Source organism: Nocardia sienata NBRC 100364, from assembly GCF_001613205.1.
Classification (GTDB): domain Bacteria; phylum Actinomycetota; class Actinomycetes; order Mycobacteriales; family Mycobacteriaceae; genus Nocardia; species Nocardia sienata.
On the sequence record NZ_BDBX01000027.1, the window covers coordinates 23247 to 40724 of the forward strand.

Consider the following 17478-nt stretch of genomic DNA (forward strand, 5'->3'; position numbering starts at 1 on the left):
CCGGCGCTATCTCGATGGCCGGCCGGCACAGCGTGATGATGATGGTGGGCTTCTGCGAAATCCGGCCCCACCACAGCCGGTGGGACCGGATTCGGTCTATCCGAGCGGTTGAGCCCGGCTCTCACTGCGCGGCGTTCGAACCCCCGCTACGCTCCCGGACATCGGTGATGATGGCCGAGAAGTCCCGGTCGCCGGAACCCTCGTTGAACTCGCGGTAGATATCCGCGGCGAGCTGTCCGATCCGGCCCTCGACCCCGTTGGCGCGCAATGCCTCCACCGCCAGGCCGAGGTCCTTGTTCATCAGCGCGGTGGCGAACCCCGGCTTGTAGTCGTTGTTCGCCGGGCTGGTCGGCACCGGACCCGGTACCGGGCAGTAGGTGGTGAGCGCCCAGCTCTGGCCCGAAGCGGTGGAGACGACATCGAAGAACGCCTGATGGCTCAGGCCCAGCTTCTCACCCAGCACCAGTGCCTCCGACAACCCGATCATGGAGATGCCGAGGAGCATGTTGTTGCAGATCTTGGCCGCCTGCCCGTTCCCGGCGGCCCCGGTGTGCACCACCTTGGCACCCATCACCTCGAGCACCGGCAGCGCCTCGGCGAAATCGGTGTCCGCGCCGCCCACCATGAAGGTCAGCGTTCCGGCGGCCGCGCCGGAGACACCGCCGGAGACCGGCGCATCCAGGGCCCGGTGCCCGGCCGCCGACGCGGCCTCGGCCGCGGCCCGGGCGTCGGCCACATCGATGGTCGAACAGTCGATGAACAGCGTGCCCGGATTCGCGACGGGCAGCAGTTCGGCGTACACATCGCGCACCAGTTTGCCGTTGGTGAGCATGGTGATAACGATGTCGCGCCCGGTGGCCGCGGCGACGCCGGTGTCCACCAGGGCGACCCCGTCGGCGCGGGCCTGTTCCTGCGCCGCGGGCGAGGGGTCGAACGCGTGTACGTCGTACCCGGCCTTGACCAGGTTGGCCGCCATCGGGCCGCCCATATGGCCGAGGCCGAGGAAGCCGATCGTCTTGCTCATTGCTTGTCCTCCGGAATCGTCAAACCCAGTTCCCGCGCACCGAGTTCGGCGAAATATCCGTCGACCTGCGCGGCGGTCACATCGGACAGGGTGGCGGGCGACCACTGCGGGTTGCGGTCCTTGTCGACCACCTGGGCACGAATGCCCTCGACCAGGTCGTGCGAGGCCAGCGAGGCGATCGATACCCGGTACTCCTCGTTGAGCACCGCTTCCAGGCTGCCGGTGCCCTTCGCCGAACGCAGCGACCGCAACGTCACCTGCAGCGCGACCGGCGATTTACCCAGCACGTCGGTGGCGGCCTTGTTCGCCTCCGGTGATTCGTGGGCCTGCAGGCGGGCCACGATCTCGGCGACGCTATCGGCGCTGTAGCAGGCATCGATCCAGTCGCGCTGCGCGACCAGTGCCGATTTCGGTGCCTCGGTGGCGAATTTCGCGATGGCGACATCCGCGGCCTCGGTCTCCAGGGTGGTCAGCAGCGCCGGGATCTGGTCGGCGGGTACGTAGTAGTCCGCGAAACCGGTGGCGACGGCATCGCCGGCTCCGAGCCGCGCGGTGGTGAGCGCGATATGCGTGCCCAGTTCACCCGGCGCCCGGGACAGCAGGTAGGTACCGCCGACATCGGGGATGAATCCGATACCGACCTCGGGCATGCCGACCTTCGACCGTTCGGTGACGATCCGGTGACTGCCGTGCGCCGACAGACCGACCCCGCCGCCCATCACGATCCCGTCCATCACCGCGACATACGGCTTCGGATAGCGGCCGATGAGCGCGTTGAGAATGTACTCGTCACGCCAGAACTTCCCGGTCGCCGAATCCGCCGCCGCGCCCACGTGCCCCGCCGCCTGCTGTTCCTTGGCGTCGTGGTGGATGGCGACGATATCGCCGCCCGCGCACAGGCCCCGCTCACCGGCGCCGGTGATGGCCACCGTCCGCACCGAATCGTCGGTGGCCCAGGCCCGCAACCGCTCGGTGATGGTGAGCGTCATCGCGTGGTTGAGTGCGTTGATGGCCTTGGGCCGGTTCAGGGTGATAAGGCCCAGGCCGCCGCGCTGTTCGACCAGGACTTCGGGTTCGTCGCTCATTCATTTCCTTTCGCGCTCGCCGCCGGGTGTCCGCCGATCACGACACACCCGCCACGGACGCTGTCATCGACCGGGCGACGACCATCCGCATGATCTCGTTGGTGCCCTCCAGGATCTGGTGCACCCGCAGGTCCCGGACGATCTTCTCCAGGCCGTATTCGGCCAGGTAACCGTATCCGCCGTGCAGTTGCAGGGCGGCGTTGGCGACCTCGAAACCGGCGTCGGTGGCGAACCGTTTGGCCATGGCGCAGAGTTCGACCTTGTCCGGGGCATCCGCGTCCAGCGCCGCCGCGGCCCGCCACAGCAGGGTCCGGGCGGCTTCGAGTTCGGTCCGCATATCGGCCAGCTCGAACTGCAATGCCTGATTCTTCAGCAGCGGAGCGCCGAACGCCTTGCGCTGGGCCAGGTAGGGCACGGTTCTCTCGAGCGCGGCCTGCGCCCCGCCCACCGAGCACGCGGCGATATTGAGCCGCCCGCCGTTGAGCCCGTTCATGGCGATCCGGAATCCGTCGCCCTCGGCGCCGAGCCGGTTGACCACCGGCACCCGCGCGTCGGTGAGGATCACCTGCCGGGTGGGCTGGGCGTTCCAGCCCATCTTCTTCTCGTTGGGCCCGACCTCGAGGCCGGGGGTATCGGCGGGGATGACCAGCGTCGAGATACCCCGTGCCCCGGTGTCCTGGGTGCGGACCATCATCACGTACAGGTCGTTGCTCCCCGCGCCCGAGATGAACTGCTTGGACCCGTTGACCACGTAATCGTCACCGTCGCGTACCGCGCGGGTGGTGAGGGCGGCGGCATCGGATCCCACACCGGGTTCGGTGAGCGCGTAACTGGCCAGCTGTTCCATTGCCGTCAGCCCGGGCAGCCACTGCCGGCGCTGGTCGTCGTCGCCGTAGGCGTCGATCATCCAGGCCGCCATATTGTGGATCGAGATATAGGCCGCCACGGTGGGGCATCCGGTGGCGAGCTGCTCGAAGATCCGCACCGCGTCCAGCCGGCGCAGCCCGGACCCACCGAACTCCTCACCCACATAGATGCCGCCGAGCCCGACCGCACCCGATTTCCGCAGCACATCCACCGGGAAGTGTTTGTTCTGGTCCCATTCCACGGCGTGCGGCGCCAGGTATTCGTCGGCGAATTCCCGGGCGGTGTCGCGGATGGCCCGCTCGTCTTCGTCGAGCGTGAACACGGCCGTCATTCCATCGTCGGGATGACGAAGCTGTTGCTCTCCTTCAATCCCGCGGGCCAGCGCTGGGTCACCGTCTTGGTCTTGGTGTAGAAGCGGATCGAATCCGGGCCGTGCTGGTTCAGGTCACCGAACCCGGACCGCTTCCAGCCGCCGAAGGTGTAGTACGCGATCGGTACCGGAATCGGAACATTGATACCGACCATGCCGACCTGGACGCGGGCCGCGAAATCACGGGCCGTGTCACCGTCGCGGGTGAAGATCGCCACGCCGTTGCCGTATTCGTGGTCGTTGGCCAGCCGCAGGCCTTCCTCGTAGTCCGCGGCGCGTACGACACTGAGCACCGGGCCGAAGATCTCCTCCTTGTAGATGGACATCTCCTTGCCGACCCGGTCGAACAGGGTCGCGCCGACGAAGTACCCGTTCTCCGCGCCCTCGACGGTGAGGTCTCGGCCGTCGACCACCAGTTCGGCGCCCTCGTCGATGCCCTGCTGGATGTACTTCTTCACCCGGTCCACACCGTCGAGCCCGACCAGCGGCCCGTAGTCCGCGCCCGGATCATCGGATTTGCCGACATTGAGCTTGTGCACCCGCTCGGTGAGCTTCTCCACCAGCCGGTCCGCGGTCTCCTCGCCCACCGGCACGGCCACCGAGATCGCCATGCAGCGTTCACCGGCCGAACCGTAGCCCGCGCCGATGAGCTGATCGGCGACATCATCGAGATCGGCGTCGGGCATGACGATGGCGTGGTTCTTGGCGCCGCCGAAGCACTGGGCGCGTTTACCGTTCGCGGTGGCGGTTTCGTAGATGTACTGAGCGATCGGGGTGGACCCGACGAAGCCGACGGCCTTGATGCGCGGATCGTGCAGGATCGTGTCGACGGCCTCCTTGTCGCCGTTGACCACGTTGAACACGCCCTCGGGCAGTCCGGCTTCGAGAAACAGTTCGGCCAGCCGCAGCGGTACCGACGGGTCGCGTTCGGAGGGCTTGAGTACGAAGGCGTTACCGGTGGCCAGTGCGGGACCGGCCTTCCACAGCGGAATCATGGCCGGGAAGTTGAACGGGGTGATCCCGGCGACCACACCCAGCGGCTGGCGCATCGAGTAGACATCGATCCCGGTGCCCGCGCTCTCGGTGTACTCGCCCTTGAGCAGATGCGGTATACCGACGGCGAATTCGATGACCTCCAGGCCGCGCTGGATATCGCCCTTGGCGTCGGGGATGGTCTTGCCGTGCTCACTGGACAGCAGTGCGGCCAGCGAGTCGATCTCATCGTTGACCAGGGTCAAGAACTTCATCAGCACGCGGGCCCGGCGCTGCGGGTTGGTCGCGGCCCACGCCGGCTGCGCGGCCTCGGCATTCGCGATGACGGCCTCGACCTCGGCCCGGCTCGCCAGCGGCACCCGGGCTTGCACCTCGCCGATATTCGGGTCGTAGACATCGCCGAACCGGCCGGAGGTCCCGGGGACGTGCTGCCCGCCGATGAAATGGGTGAGTTCTCGAACCATGCGATTCCCTGCCTCGTGTCGGGGTGGCGGGCGCGGCACTGCGGCCGTCCGTCACACGAAGATCGTTTTGCGGGCTTCCAATAGTTGGACGTCCAAGCAAAACGATACACCCGGCCCCCGGCCGAAACCAGAGCCCACCGCAAATGCCCCGCCCGGGCCCGCGGGGCTCCTCGTGCGCCCGGCTAACCGGCGGTTTTCGTGGACCGCGCCAGCAGATAACTGCCGATCCCCAGCACCACCGCGCCGATCACCAGGATCGCTCCGGAAGCACCGGCCGACTCCCCGGTCCAGTCCGCGACCGCCTCCACCGCCGCCAGCGTCAGCGCGGCGGCGCCACCGAGAACCAGCACCCAGGACCGATCGGTGGCATAGACCCCGAAGCACACCACGGCGACCACGGCCGTGAGCGCGTAGGCCGGCCACCTCCCGTCGAACGCGTCGACGGTCTGCGCCCCCGCCACCGCCAGGACCACGCCCGCCAGATACCCGGCCCACAACTCGAGCACCACGCGGGCTCGGGTGAGACCCAGCCAGCCGATACCCAGCACCAGTACCCCGCCGCCGACCCAGCTGTCGTCGAGATCGAACACCTCGTTCAGCACGCCCACGACCAGCGCCACGCTGAATGCGGTACACACCAGCAGGCCGAGTAGCGACGGCAGCGCGGCATACCCGGCGGCCGCGGCCAGCAGTCCCGCACCCGCGGCATAGACCCAGGTGGTATCGCCGCCGGCCTCCCCGTTGTCGAAAACCGACCCCGCGGCCGCGGCCACACTCGCCGCCGCGAGCATGAACAGGACCACCGCGAGCCGGGTCCGCGCGGTGTGCCCGGTATCGGGTACCGACCGCCACGCCGCGCGCAACAACACCGAGCGCCCGCCCGCCGTCGCCACACCGGCCACTATCAGACCGAGAGCGACCAGCGCGAACAGGACGAACCGGCCGAGTTTCGCCATATCGTCCCAGGACTCCACCAGGATCAGCACCAGTCCGCTCAGCAGCAGGCCCGCCCCGGCATAGGCCGCGATCTCGGCCAGCAACCGGGCCGGCGTGGGCCGCGGCCGTTCCTGCTTCAGCGCGGTGACCACTGCGGTCAGCTGGGTTTCGTCGAGCACACCCTGCTCGACCAGATCGCGAAGCGCGGCGGGCGCACGACCGGGTTCCGGCGCCGCCACACCGGCACTCTGCGGTGCCACCACCGGGCCGCCGACCGGGCGGGGCGCGGCGGCCGGCGCGGATTTCTCCGTCACGACGCGGTCGGGAACCGTATCGGCTCCCGACACCGGCGCCCGCGGCGCCGAATCCTGTTCGGCCACAAACCCAGTATGACGCCGGATCCGCCGACTCGTCCGGCGCGAGCCGATCCGCGCCACCGGGCCCTGGTCACGCGCTAGGCTCGGCGACCAGACCGCAGACGATCGCAGGAGGTGCCGGAGCGCAATGGACATCGGCGATATCCGGATCATCGACGCACACATCCACCAGTGGGACCCGTTCACCACCGCGCGCGAGTTCAGCCGTACGGCGAAATTGTTGCGCGCCGTCCCGGTCCCGCTCCCGCTCGCGGTACGTCTCGCACCGCGTAAGGACCGGGAGTTCATCGGCGAACCCTCGGCCTATCTGGCGCCGTACCTGCCCGCCGACTACCGGGCCGACGCCGGTGACCTGCCGGTCGAATCGGTGGTGCACATCGAGGTCGAGTGGACCGGGCCCAAGGTCGAGGAGACCCGCTGGGTCACCGCTCTGCCGTTCGGGGTGGACACCCCAGCGCTCGCCGCGGTGAGCGCGAGCGGATACCCCGGTGACCCGGGATTCGCCGAGCTGCTCGACGCGCATCTATCCGCCTCACCCCTGGTACGCGGCGTGCGCAGCATGGTCGCCCACCATCCGGACGCGGGTATCCGCAGTTTCACCACCGATCCGGGCGCCCTGCGCAGCAACGCCTTCCTCGACGGCTTCGCCGCACTGGTCGACCGCGACCTGATCTTCGAGGCCTGGGTGTACTCGAACCAGCTACCGGAGCTGACCGCGGTGGCCCGGCGCTACCCCGAAGCGACGATCGTGCTGAACCACCTCGGCACTCCGGCGGGGATCTTCGGGCCGATCGGCAAGTACACCGGTAATGACGCCCGGCAACGCACCGCGATATTCGAACGCTGGCGCGCCGATATCGCCGCGCTGGCCGAATTCCCGAATGTGGTGGCCAAGGTCAGCGGGCTGATGATGCCGATCCTGGGGCACCCGGTGCCCCGGCCCGGTCATCCGACACCGGTGGCCCGGCTCGCCGACCGGATCGGCCCGCTGCTGCGGCATGCGGCCGACGTCTTCGGCGTCGAACGCCTCGTCTGGGGATCGAACTTCCCGGTCGACCGGCCGATCACCTCCATCACCGGCAGTGCCGAAGCGGTGGCGACGGTGCTGGCCGAACATCTCGGCGATGCGGAGCTCTTGGACAAGGCGTTCCGTGTCAACGCGCAGCGGGTGTACCGACTGGATTGATCTCGGGCGGCGCGCAGATCGTGTCCTCGCGTCGGCGGACCGCGCAAGCACGTATCCGGAATATCGGCGGTGGGCCGAGCGCTTACGGAAGCCCTGCGCGGACCCGGAATCGGTCCCGGTAAGCGGCCGGGGTGATACCGAGAGAGCGCCGGAAGGCGCGAGTGAGCGTATCGGTTGTCCCGAAACCACATTCGCCGGCCACACGGTCGAGTGTGTCGTCGGTGGTCTCCAGACGGTTGCGGGCGACTTCGACTCGGGCGGCGTCGATGTAGGCGGCCGGTGTCATACCCAATTCGGCTTTGAAGAGGCGGGTGAGTTGCCGTTCGCCGATATGGGCGTGGGCGGCGAGGGCCGCGACGGTGAGTGGCCGGGAAATATTGCGCGCGATGTGGTGTCGCAGGTCGTCGATGCGGCGCGTGGTCGATACCGGATCGAGGGAGACGCTGAACTGGCTCTGCCCGCTGGGGCGCTGCAGGTACATCACCAGCTGCCGGGCCACCCGCATCGCCGGCTCGCGACCGAAATCCTCCGCTACCAGGGCGAGGGTCAGATCCAGGCACGCGGTGAGCCCGGCGCCGGTCCATACGTCACCGTCGCGGATGAAGATCGGGTCGGCGTCCACCGTGACCGCCGGATGTTCGGCGGCGAGCTGGCCGGCGGTCGACCAGTGCGTGGTGGCGCGCCTGCCGTCCAGCAGGCCGGCATGCGCGAGGATATGCGCGCCGACACACACCGAGGCCACTCGCCGGGCGCGACCGGCCGATCGGCGCACCCAGTCCACGACCACCGGATCGGCCACCGCGCGCACCTGCCGCCGGGCGTCGGCCTCGACCGCCCCCGGCACGATCAGAGTGTCGATACTCCGGCCGGAGATCTCGTCGAAGGTGACATCCGGGAGCACCCGCACGCCGGCGGAGGTCGCCACCGGCTCCGGCGTCTCGGCGGCGAGCACGACGCGATAGCCGGTGGGTTCGTCGATCTCCCGTTGCAGCAGGGAGAACACTTCGGGCGGCCCGGTCACGTCCAGCAGGTCGACACCATCGAACAAGACGACGACGATGAACCGTTCGATCACTACTTCGTCCTCCGGATCCACACCCGACGAATGTCGGTTTCTGCAGGTTACATGACATTGCCGACATATCGTCCCGTTCCTAACGTGGAAGACGCGCCGGAAATCCGGCGGGACCTCGTGAAAGGACGACCTCGATGGCCACCACGTTGCGTGAGCTCAACGGCTTCGACCAGACCCCGGCCACCCTGGCCGAGGCCACCCTGCTGCTCGTCGACTACCAGAACACCTACACCCGCGGTGTGATGGAGCTCGACGGGTGGGAGTCCGCACTGAACGCGGCCGCCGGCCTCCTCGCGCAGGCCCGGGCCGCCGGGGCGCCGGTCGTTCATATCGTCCACAACGGCGGCGCGGGATCCGCCTACGACATCGAGGAGGAGATCGGCCGGATCCATCCGGAGGTCGCCCCGGTCGACGGAGAACCGGTCGTGGTCAAGACCGCGCCGAACGCGTTCGTGGACACCGATCTCGCCGCACACGTCGACGCGGCCGGAAACAAGCAGGTCGTCATTGCCGGATTCATGACCCATATGTGTGTCACCTTCACTACCGAAGGCGCCTTCCTGCGCGGGAACAAGCCCACTGTCGTAGCCGACGCGTGCGCCACGCGCTCCCTGAAGACTTCCGTGGCCGAGGTCTCGGCAACCCAGCTGCACCACAGTGCGCTGGCGACCATCGCCGATATCTACGGCACCGTGGTGCCCTCCGCGGCCGACCTCGGCTGAACGCTGCTCGCCCCGGCCCCGGCCCGGCTTCGGGGCATCGGCGGCCGACCGCGTTTCCGTGCTATGGCGAGGACTCCCGGCCGCGGTTCCGCTCACCACCGGCCGGGCCGCGTGTCGGCGCGGCCGAAGGGACGCCGGTGATTTCGTCCTGGCCGGGCCGGCCGCGCCATCGCGAAGGACCTGTGGCCGCCCGGCCAAGCCTCGGGAAATACGGCCTAGGTGACGTGGAAGGTGTAGGTGGCGTACCGGTGCCGTGAGCTCCCGGCATCCTCCCAGGTGTACCCGTGCCTACCGATGTGCTCCAGGCGGATACGGGTATCGGCGAGGATATCGAACCCGGACCGGCGGGCGCGCTCGCAGAACGCGTAGTCCTCGCCCAGATACCAGTGGTCGCCGTCGTCCTCGGGGAGCAGTAGGGGCAGGAAGTACGGGACGGTGCCGCGCCCGAACCGCCGATTGCAGACCGGCAGCTCTTCGTGCTCGGCCATCTTCTCGTAGACCTCACGGCGGGTCAGCAGGAAACCGCCGGCCGCGTACCTGATCTCGAGCAGTCCGCCGCCCTGACCGAAATAGATCCGTTCGGTCTCGGGCAGCAGGCTGCACGCCAATTCCCGCAGTCCCTTCTTGGGATAGATCCCCGAGACGAGCGGCAGGTCATGGGCCCGCAGCAGCTCCACCGAATCCGGGTCGAAACGGATATCCGAATCGATCCACATCAGTTCGTCGAACCCCTGGGCCAGCGCGTCGGTGGCGATCTGGCTGCGGCCCTGGTCGATGGCGGCGAATCCGTGCACCCGCCATACGGGGTAGCCGCGCCGTTCCAGCTCCAGCAGGCCCTCGGCACATCCCGGCTCGATCTGCCCGCCCACCGGTACCAGCACGACACAGCCGGACGGATCCACCACTGCCCTCCTCAGGATTCGAACACCGCGCATTACAACGTATCCCGCTGAACTCGTGGTGGACACCGGGAGAACCGGGGTGCGCTAGCGGCCGGTCAGCGCCGAGTACACGGTCACCAGGGCCCGCCCCGCCTCGGCTGCCGTCGACTCGTCCGCGGACAGCATGCGCAGGGCCCGTCGCAGCAACGCCGGATCGAGGTCGTCGGGGGCGGGCCGGATTTCCGGCGCCGGCAGGGCGGGCAGTTGCAGGCTCTCGCCGTAGGGATCGGCGCATTCCTCCCCCTCCGGTGCCGCGGCCTCGACCCCGCTGATCAGGGTGTCCAGGCTCAGCCCGCGCAGGGTCAGCAGATCCCGCGGGTGGTCGTCGAAGCGTTCGGCGAGCAGGCAGGCGAGGGCGACCGCGTGTTTACACGGCCACCCGGGATCCGGGCAGGTGCAGCCGAAATCGATATCGGCCGCGGTCTCCGGGAGCAGGTGGGGTGCGAGTTCGCGGGGCAGATCACCGGAGACCACGCGGGCGAGCATGCCGGGCGAGCCCCGGATCAGCTCGACCAGCAGCTCCACCTCCTCGTGGCGCAGGCGCCGGATATCGCAGGTCGTGGCGAACGGGCGCGGCTGGCTGCCCTGCACCTCGGCGGCCACGACACCGGGCTCGATCCGGTAACTCACCACCTGCCCCGCCCGGGCATATGTTCGGCCCCGGGCCAGCCGGCCGGGTTCGGCGAGCCGCTCGACCACCTCCAGGAAGCTCTTGCCCCAGAAGGTACGGGCGAAGGCGCCGCGCCGGCTGCGCGCGCCGACGCCACCGGAAACGGGCCGGCGCCTACCGAACTCGCTGAAGTCGGCCATCACTCACCCACCGCCTCGGCGCCGAGAGTGAACAGCCGGGCCAGGTCGTCGTTGCCGAGTTCGGTGATCCAGTTCTCACCGACCCCGACCGCCAGATCGGCGAGTTCGCTCTTGCCCGTGATCATCTCGTCGATACGTTCCTCGATGGTGTCGACGCAGACCAGTTTGCGCACCTGCACCGCCCGGCGCTGCCCGATCCGGAACGCGCGGTCGGTGGCCTGGTTCTCCACGGCCGGATTCCACCAGCGATCGAGATGCACGACATGATTGGCGGCGGTCAGGTTCAACCCGGTACCCCCGGCCTTTAGCGAGAGCAGCATGATCGGCGGCCCCCCGGCACCCTGGAACGCCGCGACCATCCCGTCACGTCGTTTCTTGGCGACGCCGCCGTGCAGGAACGGAATCTCCCCACCGAACCGTTCGGCGAGGTAGGGGGCGATGAGCTCGCCGAACTCGCGGAACTGCGTGAACAGCAGCGCCTTCTCCCCTTCGGCCAGGACGGCGTCGAGCACATCCTCGACCAGCGCCAGCTTGCCGGATCGGTGGGCGCCGCGCCGCAGCACCGCCGAGGAGTCGCCGAGGAAATGCGCGGGGTGATTGCAGACCTGCTTCAGCCGGGTGAGCGCGCCGAGCACCGCCCCTTTGCGGGCCATTCCCTTGGCATCGCGCAGTTTGTCGAGCATATCCTCGACCACCGCCTGATACAGGGCGGCCTGTTCGACGGTGAGGTTGGCCCGGACGGTCATCTCGAGTTTGTCCGGCAGATCGCTGATCACGGCGGGGTCGGTTTTCACGCGGCGCAATAGGAACGGGGAGGTCACGGTGCGCAGCCGGGTCACCGCGTTCTCGTCGTTCTCCCGCTCGATCGGTACGGCGAAGCGAGCCCGGAAGGTCTGCGGGCTGCCCAGTAGTCTCGGTATCGCGAAATCGAAGATCGAGCGAAGCTCTTCGAGCCGATTCTCCACCGGCGTACCGGTGAGCGCCAGCCGATGCCGGGCGGGCAGCGCCCGGGCGGCCCGGGCCTGCCGGGTCACCGCGTTCTTGATGTGCTGGGCCTCGTCGAGCACCACTCGTTCCCACTGCTGCCGGGACAGGTCGGCGACATCACGAGCGAGCAGCGCGTAGGTGGTGACCACCAGGTCCGCCCCGGCCACCGCGGCGTCGAGATCGCGCCCCTGCGCGCGTCCGGTGCCGTGATGTACCAGGACACGCAGATCGGGCGCGAACCGTTCGGCTTCGCGCTGCCAGTTGCCGACCACCGACATAGGGCACACCAGCACGGTCGGCCCGGGCGCGCGATCGCCCTCGCGTTCGTGCAGCAGCAGGGCCAGGACCTGGACCGTCTTACCCAGACCCATATCGTCGGCGAGGACCGCACCGCAGCCGAGCCGGTTCATGGTCGCCAGCCAGGCCAGGCCGCGTTCCTGGTAGGGACGCAGCTGCGCCTTCAACCGTCCGGGCACGGGCACCGGATCCACCGGGCGGCCGGGGTCGAACAGCGCGGCGGGCCAGCCGCTCGCCGTGACCTCGGTCAGCGGCACACTCCCGGCCCCGCTCCGGCTGATCTCGCCGATCAGATCGGAGAGGGTTATCTCGTTGTCCCCCTGGTGCAGGGCCACGAATTTCGCGGCGGCCGCGAGAACGGTGTGATCGGCCTGCACCCATTCGCCGCGCAGGCGCACCAGATCGGACTGGGCGGTGATCAATCGCCGCATCTCGTCCTGGGACAGCACGGTGTCGCCGAGTGCCAGCTCCCACCGGTAGCCGACCAGCCCGTCCAGCCCCACCGTGCTCTCGGCGGCGGGTACCGCGGCACCCTCGACCCGCAGCCGCAGGCTCGGCTCGGTGATGTTCCAGGCCCGGGGCAGCAGCAGCGGGATACCCGCGGCCGACAGCGCCTGCGACCCGTGGGCGACCAGATCGGCCACCACCTCGGTCGGCAGCAGCAGATCGAGACTGTGCGGATCACCCGGGACATCGCGCAGCCGGGGATAGGCGCGCTGCGCCCGGCCCAGCCATTCCAGACCCAGCCGAACCTCGTCGGCCGCGCCGGGCACCGGGATCGGCCGCGGTGCCGCCCCGTCGACCCGCAGGCAGACCTCGAGCCGCCACAGCGCGGACGCCTCCGCAGTATCGGCGAACTCCCCGTCGGGTTCGCGCAGGCGCAGGACCAGTCCGGTCTCGTCGCGGGCGCGGCTGTCCCGCCACTGCCGCAGCACCTCGGCCGCCTGATGGCTGCCGGTCTCCACGGGAACATCCGTGCGCAGACCGTGCACCAGCGGATGCGGGTGCGGGTCCACCGCGATCAGTTCCCGCACCATCGGATCGGTGAGTTCGGTGACCATATCGTCGAGCACATCGCCGGGCGGCCCGGCGACCCGCAGCGCCGGCGGTAGCAGGGCGGCGAGTTCGGCGAGCCAGGCACGCTGGCCCGACCCTCCGGACAACTGCCAGCGCGCCCACCATTCACCGTCGTCACGCCGGAGTTCGGGGACCACCGCGCCGGCCCGCACCCAGCGTTCGATCCCGTGGGCGATATGAGACAGCAAGCGCAGATCCCCGGCCACGGCACCGGCCGGCAACCGCTGCCGTAGCGCGGCGGCGGCCGGCCCCGGGGCGAGCGCGTGCGCCCGCACGGTCTCCCCGCGGGTGCCGGCGTCGTCCACCACGAGCACCTCGACCCGGTGCCGGAACCGCGATTCGGCCAGTACCGACCCGAGCAGCCCCGGCACGGGCGGCTCGTCCGCGCTGCCGGGGGCACGCCACAGCAGCAGCCCGGAACCGGGCGACCACAGTCCGTGCAACATGACCCCATCAAATCAGCCGGGTGCGACAGCCCGCGCACGGTCTCCCCCACCTCGGCGTCTCGCGGCCCGGGCGGGCGCACGCGACACCGGCCCGGCGCACCCCTGCTGTCCCTGGATTTATCCCCCGCGACGGCACATACTGGGAAATATCCGCTGGTCACCGCTGATATCGATACCCGCCGAGCGCAGCCCCGCCGGGCGGCTCGGGCTGCCTCCGGCGGCCACGCGCGGTGTCCGGCGCAGCCTGGCCCGCGAACAGCGGTCCCATCACACAGCGGCATCCCGGCACCGCGGTGCCATCGAAAAGCGGAGGGCAGCAGTATGACGATTCTGCTCCAGGTTCTCGAGCAGAGCTACACGCCGACGACCCCGTGGGAACGACGCAAGTTCACCTTCGTGAATGCCGACAAGATCGTCGGCATGCGGCTCGACGGACAGTGCGGGGTATGGCTGGACCTGTCCCGGCCCGGGGAGTCGCAGCGACTGGCCCATACGGCCGTGCCAGAAGAAGCGGTCACCTTCCTTCTCACCGCCTTCGCCAAGATCGCCGAATGTACCGACAGTGGCGGGTCCTGGGTGATCGGTCACGACGGAGTACATATCGATTCCCTGGTCGCCACGCGCTTCCCGCCCCGCAGCAACCGGGTCGACAACGACGAACTGCTGGCCCGCGCCTGGCTCTGACTCCGAGACCCCGGTAGCTGTCGGAGGGTTCCGGTATACCGGTATCCGTGATGACACGGGGGACGATTCACGCGGTCACCGCTCTGTGCGCCGCCTTTCTGCTACTGGCTTCGGGTACCGGGTGCGCGGCGGTCACCGGACAGCGGCCCGCACCGGGCAGTCCGGGACGGGCGCAACTCGAACAGTTGCTCGGCGCGGTCCGGGTGGTGCCGCAACGCCCACATCCGGGCGGATACGAACGCGGCTGCGGGGCCGGGCAGGGGTGCGTTTTCGGCCCCGCCTGGTCCGACGATCACGACGGCCCCGGCGGCCGGGACGGCTGCGATACCCGCAACAATGTGCTCGCGCGCCAGCTCACCGGAGTCGGCTACCGGCCCGGCAGTCACCGGTGCGTCGTGCAGTCGGGCACGCTGGCCGACCCCTACACCGGTGCCCTCATCGTGTTCGGCAAGGAGAACGCCCGGCGGATACCGATCGACCACATCTACCCGCTGGCCGCGGCCTGGGATCTCGGGGCGGCCGGGTGGCCGGCCGCGCAGCGGATCCGGTTCGCCAACGATGTCGATTACAACCTGCAGGCCACCGACGACGCCGCCAATACCGACAAGAGCGACAGCACACCCGCGGACTGGCTACCGCCGTCCCGGGCCGGGCACTGCTACTACGCGGGCCGCTACCTCACGGTCGCGCTGCGCTACGGGCTTCCGATCACCGCCGCCGATCACTCGGCGCTGCGCCGGGTCGCGGCGACCTGCGGATGATCACCCCGCCTACACGCCCGTGGCCACCGGCCGCTTCGGATCGTGTGCCCACTGCGACCAGGAGCCCGGATAGAGCGCGGCCTGTACTCCCACCACGGCCAGCGCCGCGATCGCGTGCGCGGCCGTGACGCCCGAACCGCAGTACACCGCGACCGGGGCCTCCCCGATTTCACCGAACCGCTCGCGCAGCAGGTCTTCGGGAAGAAAACAGCCGTCCTGATCCAGATTCTCGCTACTCGGCGCGCTGATCGCGCCGGGTATGTGCCCGGCTCGGGGATCGAGGTGTTCCTGTTCGCCGCGGTAGCGCTCGGCCGCGCGGGCATCCAGCAGGACCCCCTCCCAGCGGGCGACCGCGTCGGCGTCTATCACCGGCAGCCGGCCCGGTCGCAATTCGATATCCCCGGGCGCCGGATCGGGTTCCACCCCGGTGGCCAGTTCGCCGCCGGACCGGGTCCAGGCCGGGAGCCCGCCGTCCAGGATCCGTACATCGGCGATACCCGCCCAGCGCAGCAACCACCACGCCCGCGCCGCGGACATCCCGCCGATCGCGTCGTAGACCACCACGGGATCGCCTGTGCACAGACCCCAGCTGCGGGCGCATTTCTGCAGCCGGCCCGGGTCCGGGAGCGGATGCCGACCGTGGGCGGGTGAGGGCAGGGCGGCGAGTTCGGTATCCAGGTCGACGAACACCGCTCCGGGTATATGACCGTTCTGATAATGCTGCGGCCCGTCGGGATCGCCGAGTTGCCAGCGCACATCCAGCAGGCGCAGATCCTTCTCTGTCGATTCCCGGAGTTCTTCAGCCGAGATCAATACCGCGTTCAACGCAGCTCCTCGTCCAAGGGTCTGGAACAGATTTCGCCACGGTACGCGCGGGCGGTCCGCGAAGTCCACGCATACGCCGATATTCGCGGCGAAATCCGGTGTCAGATCCGGGCGAGCAGGGTCAGCGGATCCTCCAGCAGGCCGGCAACGGTTACCAGGAAGCGGGCCGCCGCCTCACCGTCGATCATCCGATGATCGAAACTCAGCGTCAGTGTCGCCACCGAGCGGATCGTCAATTCGTCGCGGAAGACCCACGGTCGTTTCACCACCGACCCCAGACACAGGATCGCGGCCTCCCCTGGATTGACCAGCGGAGTACCGGATTCCACGCCGAATACGCCGACATTGGAGATGGTGAAGGTGCCACCGCGCAGATCGGCCGGCCCCGCCCGGCCGTCGCGCGCGGTCCGGGCCAGCCACCCGATTTCACGGCACAGCTCCCGCAGGCTCAGGGTCTGGGCGTCCTTGATATTGGGCACCAGCAGCCCGCGCGGGGCGGCCACCGCGATACCCAGATTGACGTAGTGCCGCGTGACGATCTCCGCGTTCGCCTCGTCCCAGAAGGTGTTGAGCACGGGGAATTCGGCCAGCGCGGCGAGTACCGATTTCGCCACCAGCGCGAGCAGGGTCGGGGTGATTCCTTCGAAGGATCGGGTGGCGCGCAGATGTTCCAGCAGTTCTAGCGAGGCCGTGACGTCCACGGTGATCGAGGTGTCGGCCTGGGGGATCGTGCGCGCACTGGTCACCATGGCTTCCGCGGTCCGCTTGCGGACCCCGGCGATCGGCGTGCGCTCCTCCCGGACCGACCCGGCGGCCCGTTGCCCGGCGGTCGCTACCTCGTCACCGGTCCCGCGCTCGCGTGTATCGGGTTCGGAAACCGGTACCGCGCCACGGACGTCCGCGACGGTGACAGCCCCGTCCGGTCCGGAACCGGCCACGTACCACAGGTCTATGCCCAGCTCCCGGGCCAGTTTGCGGGCTCCCGGAGTCGCGGCCACCCGTTGCGATTCGGCCGTGCCTGCGCGTACGGGTTCACCACCGCGTGCCGGCGGCTCCGCCACCGTCCGGGCCGCCGCGCCGGGTGATCCACCGATGACGCCGCTCTCGTAGGACATCCCGTTACCCCCGGATGCCTCCGTAGGCGGTGCCGCCGCACCGCCGGAGCGCTGCCCACCGCGCCGCCGCGAGGGACGCTCTTCCGACGGCCCGTAACCGACCAGCACCGAGGGGCGCCCCTCGGCACCCGATTCCGCTGCGGCCGTGCGTATCCGGAGTAGCGGCGCACCGACGTCGATGGTTTCGCCGGGTTCGGCGAGCAGTTCCACGACGGTCCCCGCGAATGGGGACGGTAACGCGACCACCGCTTTCGCGGTCTCGACCTCGGCGATGGTCTGGTTCAACGTGATTTCGTCGCCCACCGCCACCGTCCAGTTCTGGAATTCGGCATCGGTGAGTCCTTCGCCGAGATCCGGGAGACGGAACTCCAGGATCTCGCCGGTATCTGCGGCACGACCTTCGTCGGCGCGGGCGTCGTCGTCCACGGTTTCGGGC

Annotated in this window: 15 protein-coding genes; 4 read left to right on the forward strand and 11 right to left on the reverse strand. The window is 69.3% G+C overall.

All coding sequences use genetic code 11. The features are described 5' to 3' along the window. Positions 1-121: 121 nt before the first annotated feature. From mmsB to NS4_RS16000, 5 genes are all read right to left on the reverse strand, one after another. Positions 122-1024: a 3-hydroxyisobutyrate dehydrogenase gene (mmsB, locus tag NS4_RS15980; RefSeq protein ID WP_063060333.1), complete on the reverse strand. Its 903-nt coding sequence runs from the start codon at positions 1022-1024 to the stop codon at positions 122-124. Beyond that, positions 1021-2109, reverse strand: a complete 1089-nt coding sequence (locus NS4_RS15985; protein WP_063060334.1) for an enoyl-CoA hydratase/isomerase family protein — start codon at positions 2107-2109, stop codon at positions 1021-1023. The genes mmsB and NS4_RS15985 overlap by 4 nt, the downstream gene beginning before the upstream one ends. A 37-nt stretch (positions 2110-2146) precedes the next feature. Continuing rightward, the gene (locus NS4_RS15990; protein ID WP_063060383.1) at positions 2147-3298 is read right to left on the reverse strand and encodes an acyl-CoA dehydrogenase family protein; all 1152 of its coding nucleotides are present in this window, start codon (positions 3296-3298) and stop codon (positions 2147-2149) included. Positions 3299-3303: 5 nt separating this feature from the next. Continuing rightward, a complete protein-coding gene (locus NS4_RS15995; RefSeq protein ID WP_063060335.1) occupies positions 3304-4803 on the reverse strand; it encodes a CoA-acylating methylmalonate-semialdehyde dehydrogenase in 1500 nt (499 codons plus the stop codon). A 182-nt stretch (positions 4804-4985) separates the two neighbouring features. Beyond that, positions 4986-6119 carry a DUF2157 domain-containing protein gene (locus NS4_RS16000; RefSeq protein ID WP_063060336.1) on the reverse strand — a complete coding sequence of 378 codons (1134 nt, stop codon included), beginning with the start codon at positions 6117-6119 and terminating at the stop codon, positions 4986-4988. A gap of 124 nt (positions 6120-6243) precedes the next feature. On the opposite strand from NS4_RS16000, the gene NS4_RS16005 reads away from it, so the two are divergent. After that, a complete protein-coding gene (locus NS4_RS16005) occupies positions 6244-7302 on the forward strand; it encodes an amidohydrolase family protein (protein ID WP_063060337.1) in 1059 nt (352 codons plus the stop codon). 82 nt (positions 7303-7384) lie between these two features. On the opposite strand, the gene NS4_RS16010 is transcribed toward NS4_RS16005, so the two are convergent. After that, positions 7385-8377 carry a GlxA family transcriptional regulator gene (locus NS4_RS16010; RefSeq protein WP_063060384.1) on the reverse strand — a complete coding sequence of 331 codons (993 nt, stop codon included), beginning with the start codon at positions 8375-8377 and terminating at the stop codon, positions 7385-7387. A gap of 134 nt (positions 8378-8511) precedes the next feature. Between NS4_RS16010 and NS4_RS16015 the strand changes: the two genes are divergently transcribed. Beyond that, positions 8512-9099, forward strand: a complete 588-nt coding sequence (locus NS4_RS16015; RefSeq protein ID WP_063060338.1) for a cysteine hydrolase family protein — start codon at positions 8512-8514, stop codon at positions 9097-9099. 215 nt (positions 9100-9314) lie between these two features. On the opposite strand, the gene NS4_RS16020 is transcribed toward NS4_RS16015, so the two are convergent. From NS4_RS16020 to NS4_RS16030, 3 genes are all read right to left on the reverse strand, one after another. After that, the gene (locus tag NS4_RS16020) at positions 9315-10004 is read right to left on the reverse strand and encodes a hypothetical protein (protein WP_245665445.1); all 690 of its coding nucleotides are present in this window, start codon (positions 10002-10004) and stop codon (positions 9315-9317) included. An 81-nt stretch (positions 10005-10085) separates the two neighbouring features. Then, on the reverse strand, positions 10086-10850 hold the full coding sequence (locus NS4_RS16025) for an SWIM zinc finger family protein (protein WP_063060339.1): 765 nt from the start codon (positions 10848-10850) through the stop codon (positions 10086-10088). Continuing rightward, the gene (locus NS4_RS16030; protein ID WP_063060340.1) at positions 10850-13657 is read right to left on the reverse strand and encodes a DEAD/DEAH box helicase; all 2808 of its coding nucleotides are present in this window, start codon (positions 13655-13657) and stop codon (positions 10850-10852) included. The genes NS4_RS16025 and NS4_RS16030 overlap by 1 nt, the downstream gene beginning before the upstream one ends. A gap of 321 nt (positions 13658-13978) precedes the next feature. Between NS4_RS16030 and NS4_RS16035 the strand changes: the two genes are divergently transcribed. Together NS4_RS16035 and NS4_RS16040 are read left to right on the forward strand one after the other, a co-directional pair. After that, positions 13979-14341, forward strand: coding sequence for a hypothetical protein (locus tag NS4_RS16035; protein WP_063060341.1), 363 nt, complete (start codon positions 13979-13981; stop codon positions 14339-14341). A 50-nt stretch (positions 14342-14391) separates the two neighbouring features. Then, positions 14392-15102 (forward strand): HNH endonuclease family protein, encoded by a 711-nt coding sequence (locus NS4_RS16040; protein ID WP_084487346.1) that lies wholly within the window; start codon positions 14392-14394, stop codon positions 15100-15102. Positions 15103-15111: 9 nt separating this feature from the next. Here NS4_RS16040 and NS4_RS16045 read toward each other — a convergent pair whose 3' ends face one another. Further along, positions 15112-15927 carry a sulfurtransferase gene (locus NS4_RS16045; RefSeq protein WP_063060342.1) on the reverse strand — a complete coding sequence of 272 codons (816 nt, stop codon included), beginning with the start codon at positions 15925-15927 and terminating at the stop codon, positions 15112-15114. A 101-nt stretch (positions 15928-16028) separates the two neighbouring features. Further along, positions 16029-17468, reverse strand: coding sequence for a dihydrolipoamide acetyltransferase family protein (locus tag NS4_RS16050; RefSeq protein ID WP_245665447.1), 1440 nt, complete (start codon positions 17466-17468; stop codon positions 16029-16031). Positions 17469-17478 lie beyond the last annotated feature (10 nt).